The organism is Jannaschia sp. GRR-S6-38, from assembly GCF_029853695.1.
GTDB lineage: Bacteria > Pseudomonadota > Alphaproteobacteria > Rhodobacterales > Rhodobacteraceae > Jannaschia > Jannaschia ovalis.
This window is the reverse complement of sequence record NZ_CP122537.1, coordinates 1,359,049-1,371,814: the sequence shown is the minus strand read 5'-3', so window position 1 is coordinate 1,371,814 and position 12,766 is coordinate 1,359,049. Positions and strand designations below refer to the sequence as shown.

Genomic DNA, 12,766 nt, shown 5'->3' with positions numbered 1-12,766 from the left:
CGCGGAGGCGCCTTGCGGCGGGAGCCCGCGATACGGCGGCAGCGGCACAGGGGGGGCGTCACGCCTTGAGCTGGGCCATCCCCTTCGGATCGACGCTGGACGCCGCGACAAGATCGCTCCAGAGCGCGCGGGGGATTTCGGCATCCGCGACGGCGCGCCGGACGCGACGGGTCGCGGCCCTGTCGGGGAGAGTCTGCGGAGAGAGCGCGGCCGGGTAATGACGGCCGTCGATCGAAGCGGATCGGCTGTGAAACGGGTCAGTGAACGGTCTTCACGACGCAACGGCGCAGGCCCCAGCCGCGGGTCAGCTTGGCGGCCTTGAGCGCCTTCGCTACCCGGTCGGACACGAACAGCGCATCATGAAATCGGTCGTCGAGCCACATCTGCGGCGCGTCGTCGCGCGGTGGTAGGACGACCAGCGCGTCGTCCATGTCGGTCGCGCTGATCATGTGGATCTCCTCGCCGTCATGGGTGTGGCCATGCAGTCTATCGCTGATCCCGTAGGACTCCTCGGCCACCACGTCGTGGCGGCAGGTCAGTACCTGCAAAACGGACAGCTCCGCTCCCGGCCCCGAGCGGCGCGGTCCGCGCGGCGTTCAGCACCTCGACGGGAAAGAAGCGCAGCGGGCCGGGGTCGAGCTTTTCGAGCAGGGCCCGGGTCTCGGCAGTGACGACATAACGGCCGAACATCTTCATGAAGGGTTGCGGCGTCTGCGGTTTATTTCGCCCCGGCCTGAGCGCGAACTGCTCACCTACCTCTGCGGCGCTCAAGTCCCGACCGGATCTGTAGGCCGCCAGAAACTGCGTGGACCGCGCAGCGTTCTCCTTCCTTTTGTCATTCGACAGGTTCGCCTTGTCCTCGTCATGCCGTCCGATCGGATAGATCGGCTTCGCCGCGCTTACGGCCACGCTCCCGCTCGCGAACCAGGTCTTTGCCGGTCTTGCCTTCTGATCGCTCACGCCCCCGCACGCTCCGCCGCGCGGGTGATGGCGGCGCGGAGCTTGCGTTCCAACGCCTCCTGCCGGGAGCGGGACCAGAGCTTCAGGCCGAACAGGTCCTTGACGTAGAACACGTCCACCACCTGCGCGCCGTAGGTGGCGATCACGGCCTGGGCGATGGTGATGTTCGACTGCGCGAGCACCTGCGTCAGGTCGTAGAGCAGGCCGGGCCGGTCGCGGGTATCGACCTCGATGATCGTGTAGATCTCGGAGCCCTCATTGTCGAAATCGATGCTGGTCTGGACCTGGAACTTGCGCTCGCGCTTCTTGATCTCGCGGCCTTCCAGCGCCGCGCGGGTGGCGACCTCGCCGCGCAGGATCTTCTCGATCATGCCGCGCAGGCGGGGCAGGCGGGTCGCCTCGTAGGGGTGGCCGTCGCCGTCCTGCAGCCAGAAGACCGAGACCGCGAAACCGTCCTTCGAGGTATAGGTGCGCGCATCCACGATATTGGCGCCCACGAGGCTGAGCGCGCCCGCCAGCCGCGAGAAGATGCCCGGATGGTCCTGGCAGGCCATCAGCACGCGGGTCGCGTCCCGCTCCTCGTCGGCCTCCAGCTCGACGCGGACCTCGCCGTCGGGCAGATCCTGCAGAAGCTCCGCGAAACGCACCTGCGCGGCGGTGGGGATGCCCTGCCAATAGGGGCCGTAATGGCGCCCGATCTCGGCGCGCAGCCGCGCCTCGGGCCAGTCGGGCAGCGCCTCGCGGAAGAGCTTCTTGGCGCGCGCCTCGCGGGTCTCGCGGTTGACGTCCTCGAGCCCGTTCTCGAGCGCCGAGGCCGTGGCGCGGTGCAGCGCGCGCAGCATCTGCGCCTTCCAGTTGTTCCAGACATAGGGCCCCACGCCGCGGATGTCGCAAACCGTCACCACGGTCAGCAGGTCCAGCCGCTCGCGGGTCTTCACCGCCTTGGCGAAGTCGCGCACGGTGCGCGGATCCGAGATGTCGCGCTTCTGGGACATGTCGGACATCAGGAGGTGATGGCGGACCAGCCATTCGACGGTTTCGACCTCCTTGGGCTTGAGCCCCAGGCGCGGCGCCACGCTGCGCGCGATGCGGGCGCCCAGCACGGAATGGTCCTCGGGCCGGCCCTTGCCGATATCGTGCAGGAGAAGCGCGACGTAGAGCACCCGCCGGTTCACCCCTTTCGACAGGATGTCGGAGCAGAGCGGCAGGCTCTCGACCAACTCGCCCCGCTCGATCTGCGCGAGGTTCGAGATCACCTGGATCGTGTGCTCGTCCACCGTGTAGCTGTGATACATGTTGAACTGCATCATCGCGACGATGGGCGCGAATTCGGGGATGAAGGCCGAGAGGATCTCGAGCTCGTTCATCCGACGCAGCGCCCGCTCGGGATTGCCGTGCTTCAAGAGCAGCCCCAGGAACAGCCGTCCCGCCTCGGGCGCCTCGCGCAGGTCGCGGTCGATCAGGTGGCGGTTGGCGGCCAGCAGGCGCATCGCGTGCGGATGCAGCAGCAGGCCGGTGCGGAGCGCCTCCTCGAAGATGCGCAAGAGGTTCAGCTTGTCGCCCAGGAAGGCGGCCTCATCGGCCACGTCGAGCCGGCCCTGCCGCTCGGCATAGGGGGCGCGGACCCGGCGGCGGCGTTTGAACAGCGCCATCAGGCCGGGTTCCTGCTTGGTGTTGTCGGCCTCCAGCGCCACCAGCACGATGCGCGTCAGCTCGCCCACACGGGTGGCGTGGCGGAAATAGGCCTGCATGAAATGCTCGACCGCGCGCCGCCCGCCATGGTCGGAATAGCCCATGCGCTCGGCCACCTCGACCTGCATGTCGAAGCTCAGCATGTCGGCGGCGCGGCCGGCGATCAGGTGCAGGTGGCAGCGCACGCACCACAGGAAGCGTTCGGCGGCTTCGAAGGCCTCGAACTCGTCGCGGGTGAAGACGCCCATTTTCACCAGCATCTCGGTCGAGCGGACGTGGTAGCGATATTTCGCGATCCAGTAGAGCGTCTGCAGGTCGCGCAGCCCGCCCTTCGCCTCCTTGACGTTCGGCTCGAGGATGTAGCGCTGGCCGCCCTGCTTGCGGTGCCGCTCGGCCCGCTCGGCGAGCTTCGCCTCGATGAACTCGCCCGCCGTGCCCTCGAAGAGATCCGCGCGCAGCCGCGTCTCCAGCGTCGCGGCGAGCTTCGCGTCGCCGCAGATCGGGCGATGTTCCAGCAAGGCGGTGCGGATGGTGATGTCCTCGGACCCGAGGCGCAGGCAGTCCTTCACCGTCCGGGTCGAATGCCCGACCTTCAGCTTCAGATCCCACAGGATGTAGAGCATCGATTCCACGACGTTCTCGACCCAGGGCGTCAGCTTCCAAGGCGTCAGGAACAGCAGGTCCACATCCGAATGCGGCGCCATCTCGCCGCGGCCGTAGCCGCCGACGCCGAGGACGGCCAGCCGCTCGCCCTCGGTCGGGACCGGGTTGGGGTGCAGCGCGGCGGTGGCGACCAGCCAGGCGCATTGCACCAGCCGGTCGGTGAGAAAAGCGTAGGACTTGGTGACCCGTCGGGCGCGCGTGGGATCGGCCTCGAAACCGGCGCGGATCGCCTCGCGGCCCCGGTCGCGCGCGGCGCCCAGGATCGCGACGGCGGCGCGCTGGGGCGCCTCGCCCGCCATCGCCGCCGCCAGCTCGGCCAGGACCGCGGCATCGTCGAAGATCGCCGCCGGCGCCGCGATCAGCGACGCCGTCGGGCCGGCGGGCAGGTTGTCGGGTGTGAGGGCGGGGCCGTTACGAACCGGCGCCGCCGAAGCTGTTCGGGGCAGGGCTGACCACCTGTAGCTGACGGTTCACGATCTGGGCGACGGCCAGCGCGCGCTGGTTGGTCCCGTCACTCCGCAGGCGGAATACCCCGTTCGTGCCGGCAAAGCCAGCGCGGCTGGTCAGGCTGGCGCGGCCCACGGTGGCGCCGCGGTTCGCGATCGCGCCGATCGCCGCCATCCCGTCATAGGCGAGGCCCGCCAGCGGGTGTGGCCCGCCGCCATAGGCAGCGCTGTAGCGGGCGTTGAACTGCCGCGACGGCGCGGGGTCGGGCAGCGCGAAATAGCCGCCCTGCAGGCCCGGCAGGGCCACGGCCTCGGCCGGGATGTCCCAGCGGGTGAGACCCAGGAAGCGGAACTCCTCGCCGCCCAGCCCGGCCTCGGACAGAAGCTGCGAGATCACCGGCAGGTCGCCGGAGGTGTTTCCGGTCAGGAAGACCGCGTTCGAATTGGTCGCCCGCGCCTGGCTGACGATGGTCGGGACCGCGGCGGAGATGCCCGCCTGGCTGAGTTCGTAGGGGACGGAGCCGGTAATCTGCGCGCCGGTGCGTCCGGCGGCGCGGGCCACGGCGGCCTGGGCGATCTGCCCGGTGGCGTCGGCCGCGTGGGTGACGAGCACGCGGTTGCGGCCCTGGCCGGCGGCGAAGCCCAGCACGCGCTCGGCGGTGTTCTCGAAGGTGGCGCCCAGCACCCAGACATTGCCGCCTGCCACCGAGGTGTTGTTGGAGAAGCTCAGCACCGGCACGCCTGACCCCGAGGCGGCCACGCCCGCCGCGGCGGCGTTGTCGGCATAGAGCGGGCCGAGGATCACCTGCGCGCCCTCGGCCACGGCCTGCGCCGCCGCGCTCGACGCGCCGGCGGCGGTGCCCTGGGTCGGGTAGACCGTCAACTCGACCACGCCGCCGCCCAGGTCGTTGGCCGCCAGCCGCGCCGCGTTCTCGAGGCTGCGGGCGACGCCCGCATCCGAGCCGCGCGCCGAGCCGTAGGGCACCAGCAGCGCGACCTGCGTCACGCCTGACCCCTGGCGCCCGTCGGCCCCGCTGCCTTCGCCCACGCCCTGCACCGAGGGGTTGCAGGCGGCCAGCGCCACGGTCGCGGTGGCCAGCGCGGCGAGCTTGCGCGCCCGGCGGGCCAGTGACACGGATAGGCGGCGGATGGGTGTGATGAGCATGGTTCGGGCTCCCGGGATGGCCCTTGGGCGGGCGTCATTGCGTGGCGATTGTTTCGCGGCGGACGCTAATCCGCCGGGCGGGGCGAGTAAACGACGGAAGGGGAGGCGCGCGGGAAATGGCGGAGGCGGAGCGGATCGAGCCGGGGCTGCACCTGGTGGCGGTGCCCATCGGGGCGGCGCGCGACATCACGCTGCGCGCGCTCGACATCCTTGCGGGCGCGGATGTGCTGGCGGCCGAGGACACGCGCTCGCTGCGCCGGCTGATGGAGATCCACGGCATCGCGCCGGGCGACCGGCCGATCCTCGCCTATCACGACCATAACGGCCCCGCGGTCCGCCCCCGGCTGCTGGCCGCGCTGCGCGAGGGCAAGTCGGTGGCCTACATGTCCGAGGCGGGCACGCCGCTGGTCGCCGATCCGGGCTTCCAGCTTGGCGTCGAGGCGCGGGCCGAGGGGCTGACGGTGCGCGCCGCACCCGGCGCCAGCGCGGTGCTCGCGGCGCTCTGCGTGGCAGGGCTGCCCACCGACCGCTTCCTCTTCGCGGGCTTCCTGCCGCCGAAATCGGCGGCGCGGCGCGCGGCGCTGGCCGAGCTCGGCGCGGCGCCCGCGACGCTGGTCCTCTATGAGAGTCCCAAGCGCCTCGCGGCGCTCCTGCGCGACGCGGCCGAGGTGCTGGGCCCGCGCGAGGCCGCGGTCTGCCGCGAGCTGACCAAGCGCTTCGAGGAGGTGCGCCGCGGCACGCTCGACGCCCTCGCCGCCGCCTATGCGGCGGAGACGCCGAAAGGCGAGATCGTCGTCGTCATCGACCGCGCCGCCCCCGCGACGCTGGACGCGGCGGCGCTGGAGGCGGCGCTGGCGGCGGCGATGGAGACGGAAAGTCTAAAATCTGCGGTAAAAACGGTTAGCGAGACGCATGGGATTGCGCGTAACCTCGTCTACGAGACGGCGCTGCGGATGAAGGATCGGACATGAGCGGGACCACCTCCTACCACGCGGGCGTCGCCGCCGAGGATTGCGTCGCGCGGCATTACGCGAAATCGGGACATGCCATCGCCGCCCGCCGCTGGCGCGGCAAGGGCGGCGAGATCGACGTGATCGCGCAGGCCGGCGGCGAAACCGTCTTCGTCGAGGTCAAGCGCAGCGACACCCACGCGGCGGCGGCGCTGCGGGTCTCGGACCGGCAGATCCGCCGGCTTTTCGATTGCGCGGGCGAATATATGGGCACGCTGCCCGACGGCCTGCTGAGCGCAGTGCGCTTCGACGTGGCCCTGGTCGACGCGCAGGGCCGGATCGAGATCCTGGAGAACACGCTGGCCGCTTGACGCGCCGGCATCCCTGCGGCTCCCGGCGTCGCGCCGCGCGGCACCGCGTTCGGGGCGAGCCCCCGCGGCATCGCCGCCGCGACATTGCCCCCCGCCATGGGTTGCGCCATCTAGGCCGGGCAGAGCCCCGCGCCGAGGATGCCGCCCATGACCCGCTCCACCCCGCTCAAGGTCGCGTTCCAGATGGATCCGATCGAGCATGTCGATATCGACGCCGACAGCAGCTTCCGCCTCGCGCTCGAGGCGCAGGCGCGCGGCCATGCGCTGTGGTACTACCAGCCCGAGCACCTGGCCTATGACGAGGGCCGGATCCTCGCGCGCGGGCAGTCGATGGCGCTGCGCCGCGAGAAGGGCAATCACGTCACGCTGGGCGCGCGCGAGGAGCTGGACCTGACCGAGATGGACGTGGTCTGGCTGCGCCAGGATCCGCCCTTCGACATGTCCTACATCACCTCGACCCACCTGCTGGACCGGGTCCATCCCGGGACGCTGGTCGTCAACGACCCGACCTGGGTGCGCGGCTGGCCCGAGAAGCTGATGGTGCTCGACTTCCCCGAGCTGACTCCGCCCACCATCGTGGCCCGCGACCTCGACACGCTGCGCGCCTTTCGCGCCCGGCACGGGGACGTGATCCTGAAGCCGCTCTACGGCAATGGCGGGGCGGGCGTGTTCCGCCTCAAGTCGGGCGATCCGAACCTCGCCTCGCTGCACGAGCTGTTCTCGACGATCAACCGCGAGCCGTTGATCATGCAAAAATACCTGCCCGCCGTCACCAAGGGCGACAAGCGCGTCATCCTGGTCGACGGCGAGCCGGTGGGCGCGATCAACCGCGTCCCGGCCGAGGGCGAGACGCGCTCGAACCTGCATGTCGGCGGGCGGCCGGAACCCATCGCGCTCACGGATCGCGACCGCGAGATCTGCGCCGCGATCGGCCCGCGGCTGCGCGAGGCGGGGCAGATCTTCGTGGGCATCGACGTGATCGGCGACTGGCTGACCGAGATCAACGTGACCTCGCCCACGGGCTTGCAGGAGCTGGAGCGCTTCGACGGCACCAATGCCGCGGGGCTGATCTGGGAGGCGATCGAGGCGCGGCTGGACTGACCGGGCGGCCTTCGCTCGACCGGATAGGGGCCAGCCCGTCGCCGGTGGTTCTCGAACCAATGGCGCCCCACCGGCGACCCCCGGGATATTTCGGGACAAAGGAGCGTCGTCCGGCCCCCGGGGGTCAGATCGCCGCGACCAGCCGGTAGCCCAGCGCCTCGGCGATATGGGGCCGCCGCACGGTCGCGTCCCCGCTCAGATCGGCGATGGTGCGCGCGACCTTCAGCACCCGGTGATAGCCGCGGGCCGACAGCCGGAAGCGGTCGGTGGCTTTCAGGAGCATGTCGCGCCCCTCGGCGTCGGGGGCGGCGACCTCCATCAGCGCGTCGCCCGCGATATCGGCATTGACCCGCACCTGGTCCGACCCGGCATAGCGCGCCGCTTGCCGCTCGCGCGCCGTGGCGACCCGGGCCGCGACCTCGGCCGAGCTGTCGCCCCCGGCCGGCAGCGACAGGTCCGAGACCTCGACGGCGGGCACTTCGAGCCGCAGGTCGAACCGGTCCATCAGCGGGCCCGAGATCTTGCCCATGTAATCCTCGCCGCAATTGGGCGCGCGCGAACAGGCGCGGCCCGCGTCGAACAGCATCCCGCAGCGGCAGGGATTTGCCGCGGCCACCAGCAGGAAGCGGCAGGGGTAGCGGACATGCGCATTGGCCCGCGCGATCACCACCTCGCCGGTCTCGATCGGCTGGCGCAGGGTTTCCAAGACGGCGCGGGGGAATTCCGGAAGCTCGTCCATGAAGAGCACGCCGTTATGCGCGAGGCTGATCTGCCCCGGTCCGGCCTTCTTGCCGCCGCCGACGATGGCCGGAACCGAGGCGGTGTGATGCGGCTCCTGGAAGGGGCGGGCCTGCAGGATGCCGCCTTCCTCCAGCGTGCCGGCCAGCGAGTGGATCATCGAGGTTTCGAGCGACTCCGCGGGCGAGAGCGGCGGCAGGAGGCCGGGCAGGCGCGCGGCCAGCATCGATTTCCCGGCGCCGGGCGGGCCGACCATGAAGAGGTGGTGCCGCCCGGCGGCGGCGATCTCGAGCGCGCGCTTGGCGCGTTCCTGCCCGCGCACGTCGCGCAGGCAGAGACCCGACGGCGCGGGCGCGACCCGGCCCGAGCGCGCCTCGGGCAGCGGTGCGTTGCCCGTCAGGTGGTCGATCAGCGCCTTGAGCGAGGCCGCGCCGTAGACCGAGGCCGCGGCGACCCAGGCCGCCTCCGGCCCGCAGCCCTCCGGGCAGAAGAGCGAAAACCCGAGCGCCCCGGCCGTGACCGCCGCGGGCAGGGCGCCCGCCACCGCGACCAGCCCGCCATCGAGCGACATCTCTCCGATGCTGACGGCCTGCGCGACCGGGTCGCCCGGCACGATTTCCAGCGCGGCGAGCAGGCAGAGCGCGATCGGCAGATCGAAATGCGCGCCTTCCTTTGGCAGGTCGGCGGGCGAGAGGTTCACGGTGACCTTCTTCGAGGGCAGCGCGATGCCGAGTTCGGACAGGGCCGTGCGGATGCGGTCGCGCGCCTCGGAGACGGCCTTGTCGGGGAGGCCGACGATCGAGAAGCCCGGCAGGCCGGGCGAGACGGCGCATTGCACCTCGACGGGGCGCGCCTCCAGCCCCTCGAAGGCGACCGTCGTGGTGCGTGCCAGCATGCGCTCGTTCCCCGTGATGCGGGGTAAGGGTTAACGCGGCGCGCCTTTACGAATCGTAAATGTCCATGAAGGCGGGCCAGGCGGCGGGGTCGGCCACGGTCTTGTCGCGGCAGAAGGCGTTGCAGAACCCCCAGACGCGGCCGCCGGCCTCCATGAAATGCGCGACCGGCTTGCCCGAATAGGGGCAGGCGGCATTCACGGAAGGGCCCTGAGGGACGGCGCGGGCCGGAATGCGGTCGGGCATTGGGAAGGCGGCGGTCGGCAGCCCCTTGTCGTAGACGTCGAGCGTGCGGTTCTGCGCCTCGCCCATCGCGCGCCAGCGGCGCAGCGGCGGGTGGGCCAGATGGGCGTCGACATAGGCGCGCGCCGCCTCCGATACCGGCAGCCCGTAGCCCGCGATACGCATGGCGACCGGCGCGTAGAAGGCATCCGCCGCCGAATAGGCGCCGAAGAGCCAGGGCCCGTCCCCGGCCATTTCGCGGGCGGCGGCCCAGACCGCCTCCAGCCGGGCGAGATCGGCGCGAACGCCGTCCTCGGCCGCGAAGCCCTTCCAGAAGACGCGCAGGTTCATCGGGCAGGCGCCGCGCAGCGCGGTGAAGCCCGAATGCATCTCGGCGGTGACCGAACGGGCCAGCGCGCGGGCGCGGGGGTCGGCGGGCCAGTGGCCGGCCCGGGGATGCGCCTCGGCCAGCCCCTCGGCGATGGCGAGGCTGTCGGACCAGATCCCGCCCTCGGGCGTGCGCACGACCGGGACGGTCCGCGCAGGCGGCCAGTCGGTGAGGGCGGCGGCAAAATCGTCGGAATACATCCGCACATGGTGCAGCCGCACCGGCAGGCCGAAGGCGTCGAAGAGGAGCCAGCCCCGCAGGCTCCAGGAGGAATAGGCGCAATCGCCGACGAGCATTTCGTATGTCATGGATCCGGCCTAGCCCGGCCCGTGTCCTTGGGGAAGTCCGATCAGGGGTGGCGGTTGGCGAAGACCGCGCGGGGGCCGTCGGGCGCGAGGTCGATCCGCGTCAGGCTGAGATTGTCGATCTTCTGCGCCAGCGCGTCATAGGGCGGCCGACCGGTCGCGGCGGCCCATTGCGTCAGGATGACGCCCATATGCGCCACGACGATCAGGTCGGGCCCGCCCGCCAGCCGCGCCAGCGCGCCCCGGACGCGGGCGGTCACGTCGTTCCAGCTTTCGCCGTTCGGGGCGCGATGGGCGCCCGGGCGCTCGAAATAGGGGCGCAGCCGGGCCTCCTCGATCTCGGACCAGTGGCGGTCTTCCCAGTCGCCGTAATGGAACTCGCGCAGGGCGGGCTGATGCGGCAGGCGCGGGCGCGCGGCCTGGATCGCGTCGGCGGTGGCGGTGGCGCGCCGCAGATCGCTGCTGACGACGGGGGCGTGGGGCAGGGCGTCCGACAACCGCGCAAGCGCGGCGCGGTCGGACAGGTCGGCGGGCAGGTCGGTCCAGCCCACCAGGTTCTTCGAATGGGTCGGCCCGTGCCGGATCAGCCAGAGCCGCGTCATTTCAGCCGCTGCGCCAGCCCGGCGGTGACGAGCACCACGCGGTCGGCCGCCCGGGCGAGCCTCTGGTTCAGCGCGCCTTGTTCGCGCTGGAACCGGCGGGCCAGCGAATTGTCGGGGGTGACCCCGCCGCCTACGTCATTTGACACGACGACGAAGCCGGCCGGGCTGTCCGCGACATGGGCGAGCCAGGCCTCGGCCGGCTCGTGCCAATCCGCATCGGCCATGATTTTGTTGGTGAGCCACATTGTCGCACAATCGATCAGCCAGACCTCGCCGTCGCGGGCCGGTTCGCAGGCCGCGGCGAGGTCCAGCGGTGCCTCGACGAGACGCCATTCGGGGCCGCGGCGCGCCGCATGGGCCTTGATCTTGTTCGACATTTCCGCGTCGAGCGCTTGCGCCGTCGCGACATAGACCGGCGCGGCGCCGGTGGCGCGGACCGCAGCTTCGGCCCAGTCGGATTTTCCGGAGGCGGCATGTCCCAGGACAAGCGTCAGACCGTCTTTCACATCCATGTGAGGGAACTTTCTTCCGTCGAGCGCAGTAGGTGCCGCGTAACGGCTGTCAAGGCTCGCCCGAGCCACCGACCAGATCACCGCGGGGAGTTTCGACCGGATGGCACTCGACTTCAATCAAGATATGTCCCTGTCCCGCCGCGCCATGAAGGCAGAGCTTCTGGACGCCGAGACGGAACTGCGTCTCGCCTATGCCTGGCGCGACGAGCGCTGCGAGGAAAGCCTGCATCGCCTGATCACCGCCTACATGCGGCTAGCTATCTCCATGGCGGCGAAGTTCAAGCGCTACGGCGCGCCGATGAACGACCTGATCCAGGAAGCCGGCCTGGGCCTGATGAAGGCCGCCGAGAAGTTCGACCCCGACCGGGGCGTGCGCTTCTCGACCTATGCCGTCTGGTGGATCAAGGCGTCGATCCAGGATTACGTGATGCGCAACTGGTCGATGGTCCGCACCGGCTCGACCAGCTCGCAAAAATCGCTCTTCTTCAACCTGCGCCGTGTGCAGGCCCGGCTGGAGCGCGAGGCGCTGGCTGAAGGCCGCATCCTCGACCGCCAGACCATGCGCGAGATGATTGCCAAGGAAGTCGGCGTGCCGCTGCACGATGTCGAGATGATGGAAGGCCGGCTTTCGGGCTCGGATTTCAGCCTCAACGCGACGCAATCCTCGGACGAGGAAGGCCGCGAGTGGATCGACACGCTGGAAGACGATGCCGAGCAGGCCGACAGCCATGTCGAGTTGAAGCACGACAACGCGATGCTGCGTGAATGGCTGCTTTCGGCGCTGTCCTCGCTCAACGACCGCGAGCGCTTCATCGTCCGCGAGCGCAAGCTGCGCGAGGATCCCCGCACGTTGGAGAGCCTTGGCAACGAGCTGTCGCTGTCGAAGGAGCGGGTGCGCCAGCTGGAGGCCGCGGCCTTCGCCAAGATGCGCAAGTCGCTGGAGAAGCAGTCCCGCGAAGTGCTGGGCTTCCTCGTGTGAGAGGCGCCTTCGGGGCGCTCGTCGCGCTGGCCCTGGCCGGCGCCGCGGGCGCCCAGACCCTGCCCGAGTTGCCGCCGGCCGAGATCTACGTGATCGGCGAGCAGCACGACAATCCGACCCACCACAAGATGCAGGCGGCGCTCGTGACCCGGATCGCGCCGACGGCGGTCGTGTTCGAGATGCTCGACGCGGACCAGGCCGCGCGGATCACGCCCGGGGTGACGCGCGACGCCGCGACGCTGGGGCCGCTTCTGGACTGGGCCGAGAGCGGCTGGCCCGACATCGCCTATTACGCCCCGATCATGGCGGCCACTGACGCCCCGATCCTCGGCGCGGCCGGGCCCGCGGACGACCTGTCCGGCTACGGTCTCGACGCCGCCCTGCCCGACGATCAGCAGGCCGCGCGCGAGGCGCTGCAGGCCGCGTCCCATTGCGGCGCCCTGCCTGAGGAGATCCTGCCCGACTTCGTCGCCCGACAGCGCGCTCTCGACGCGCAATTCGCCGACCGGACGCTCGCGGCGCTGGACCGATACGGCGCGCCGGTCGTGCTGATCACCGGGAACGGCCATGCGCGCGCCGATTGGGGCGTCCCGGCCGCCATCGCGCGGGTCCGGCCCGAGGTCGCGGTCGTCACGATCCTGCAGGGCGAGGATGGCATCGTCCCGCCGGGCGGCGGCGATCTCGTCCTCGACGCCGACGCGCCCGCGCGCGGCGATCCCTGCGACGCCTTCCGCTGACGGCCCGCCCGTCCTAGACAGGCGGTCGAGAGGGGACGGTTC

At 70.9% G+C, this 12,766-nt stretch carries 13 protein-coding genes; 5 read left to right on the top strand and 8 right to left on the bottom strand.

Annotation, left to right across the window (positions count from 1 at the left end):
* Nucleotides 1-257 precede the first annotated feature (257 nt).
* From P8627_RS07160 to P8627_RS07145, 4 genes are all read right to left on the bottom strand, one after another.
* Nucleotides 258-518, bottom strand: a complete 261-nt coding sequence (locus P8627_RS07160) for a hypothetical protein (RefSeq protein ID WP_279967068.1) — start codon at nt 516-518, stop codon at nt 258-260.
* Nucleotides 487-960 (bottom strand): hypothetical protein, encoded by a 474-nt coding sequence (locus tag P8627_RS07155; protein ID WP_279967066.1) that lies wholly within the window; start codon nt 958-960, stop codon nt 487-489. The genes P8627_RS07160 and P8627_RS07155 overlap by 32 nt, the downstream gene beginning before the upstream one ends.
* Complete coding sequence (locus tag P8627_RS07150) at nt 957-3,614, bottom strand: [protein-PII] uridylyltransferase (protein WP_279967065.1); 2,658 nt, start codon at nt 3,612-3,614, stop codon at nt 957-959. The genes P8627_RS07155 and P8627_RS07150 overlap by 4 nt, the downstream gene beginning before the upstream one ends.
* Before the next feature lie 112 nt (nt 3,615-3,726).
* Nucleotides 3,727-4,926: a penicillin-binding protein activator gene (locus tag P8627_RS07145; RefSeq protein ID WP_279967064.1), complete on the bottom strand. Its 1,200-nt coding sequence runs from the start codon at nt 4,924-4,926 to the stop codon at nt 3,727-3,729.
* 116 nt (nt 4,927-5,042) lie between these two features.
* Here P8627_RS07145 and rsmI point away from each other — a divergent pair, with 116 nt between their 5' ends.
* The 3 genes from rsmI to gshB all read left to right on the top strand — a co-directional run bounded on the left by rsmI (nt 5,043) and on the right by gshB (nt 7,348).
* Nucleotides 5,043-5,897 carry a 16S rRNA (cytidine(1402)-2'-O)-methyltransferase gene (rsmI, locus tag P8627_RS07140; RefSeq protein WP_279967062.1) on the top strand — a complete coding sequence of 285 codons (855 nt, stop codon included), beginning with the start codon at nt 5,043-5,045 and terminating at the stop codon, nt 5,895-5,897.
* A complete protein-coding gene (locus tag P8627_RS07135; protein ID WP_279967060.1) occupies nt 5,894-6,247 on the top strand; it encodes a YraN family protein in 354 nt (117 codons plus the stop codon). The genes rsmI and P8627_RS07135 overlap by 4 nt, the downstream gene beginning before the upstream one ends.
* Nucleotides 6,248-6,394: 147 nt before the next feature.
* Nucleotides 6,395-7,348, top strand: a complete 954-nt coding sequence (gene gshB / locus P8627_RS07130; RefSeq protein WP_279967058.1) for a glutathione synthase — start codon at nt 6,395-6,397, stop codon at nt 7,346-7,348.
* A 124-nt stretch (nt 7,349-7,472) separates the two neighbouring features.
* Here gshB and P8627_RS07125 read toward each other — a convergent pair whose 3' ends face one another.
* From P8627_RS07125 to cobU, 4 genes are read right to left on the bottom strand one after another with little or no spacing between them, the layout of a single operon-like run.
* Nucleotides 7,473-8,981: a YifB family Mg chelatase-like AAA ATPase gene (locus P8627_RS07125; RefSeq protein WP_279967056.1), complete on the bottom strand. Its 1,509-nt coding sequence runs from the start codon at nt 8,979-8,981 to the stop codon at nt 7,473-7,475.
* A 46-nt stretch (nt 8,982-9,027) separates the two neighbouring features.
* Entirely contained in the window at nt 9,028-9,897 is an 870-nt protein-coding gene (locus tag P8627_RS07120; RefSeq protein WP_279967054.1) for a glutathione S-transferase, read from the bottom strand.
* Between the two features lie 41 nt (nt 9,898-9,938).
* Nucleotides 9,939-10,496: a histidine phosphatase family protein gene (locus P8627_RS07115; RefSeq protein ID WP_279967053.1), complete on the bottom strand. Its 558-nt coding sequence runs from the start codon at nt 10,494-10,496 to the stop codon at nt 9,939-9,941.
* A complete protein-coding gene (cobU, locus tag P8627_RS07110) occupies nt 10,493-11,008 on the bottom strand; it encodes a bifunctional adenosylcobinamide kinase/adenosylcobinamide-phosphate guanylyltransferase (protein WP_279967051.1) in 516 nt (171 codons plus the stop codon). Before cobU ends, P8627_RS07115 begins: the two co-directional genes overlap by 4 nt.
* A 100-nt stretch (nt 11,009-11,108) precedes the next feature.
* Between cobU and P8627_RS07105 the strand changes: the two genes are divergently transcribed.
* Entirely contained in the window at nt 11,109-11,987 is an 879-nt protein-coding gene (locus P8627_RS07105) for an RNA polymerase factor sigma-32 (RefSeq protein ID WP_279967050.1), read from the top strand.
* On the top strand, nt 11,984-12,724 hold the full coding sequence (locus P8627_RS07100) for a ChaN family lipoprotein (RefSeq protein ID WP_279967048.1): 741 nt from the start codon (nt 11,984-11,986) through the stop codon (nt 12,722-12,724). The genes P8627_RS07105 and P8627_RS07100 overlap by 4 nt, the downstream gene beginning before the upstream one ends.
* Nucleotides 12,725-12,766: the final 42 nt, after the last annotated feature.

Coding starts and splice junctions, on each gene's coding strand:
- rsmI (WP_279967062.1), top strand. CDS start 5,043: ATGGCGGAGGCGGAGCGGATCGAGCCGGGGCTGCACCTGGTGGCGGTG.
- gshB (WP_279967058.1), top strand. CDS start 6,395: ATGACCCGCTCCACCCCGCTCAAGGTCGCGTTCCAGATGGATCCGATC.
- P8627_RS07150 (WP_279967065.1), bottom strand. CDS start 3,614: ATGGCGGGCGAGGCGCCCCAGCGCGCCGCCGTCGCGATCCTGGGCGCC.
- cobU (WP_279967051.1), bottom strand. CDS start 11,008: ATGGATGTGAAAGACGGTCTGACGCTTGTCCTGGGACATGCCGCCTCC.
- P8627_RS07115 (WP_279967053.1), bottom strand. CDS start 10,496: ATGACGCGGCTCTGGCTGATCCGGCACGGGCCGACCCATTCGAAGAAC.
- P8627_RS07135 (WP_279967060.1), top strand. CDS start 5,894: ATGAGCGGGACCACCTCCTACCACGCGGGCGTCGCCGCCGAGGATTGC.
- P8627_RS07120 (WP_279967054.1), bottom strand. CDS start 9,897: ATGACATACGAAATGCTCGTCGGCGATTGCGCCTATTCCTCCTGGAGC.
- P8627_RS07145 (WP_279967064.1), bottom strand. CDS start 4,926: ATGCTCATCACACCCATCCGCCGCCTATCCGTGTCACTGGCCCGCCGG.
- P8627_RS07105 (WP_279967050.1), top strand. CDS start 11,109: ATGGCACTCGACTTCAATCAAGATATGTCCCTGTCCCGCCGCGCCATG.
- P8627_RS07125 (WP_279967056.1), bottom strand. CDS start 8,981: ATGCTGGCACGCACCACGACGGTCGCCTTCGAGGGGCTGGAGGCGCGC.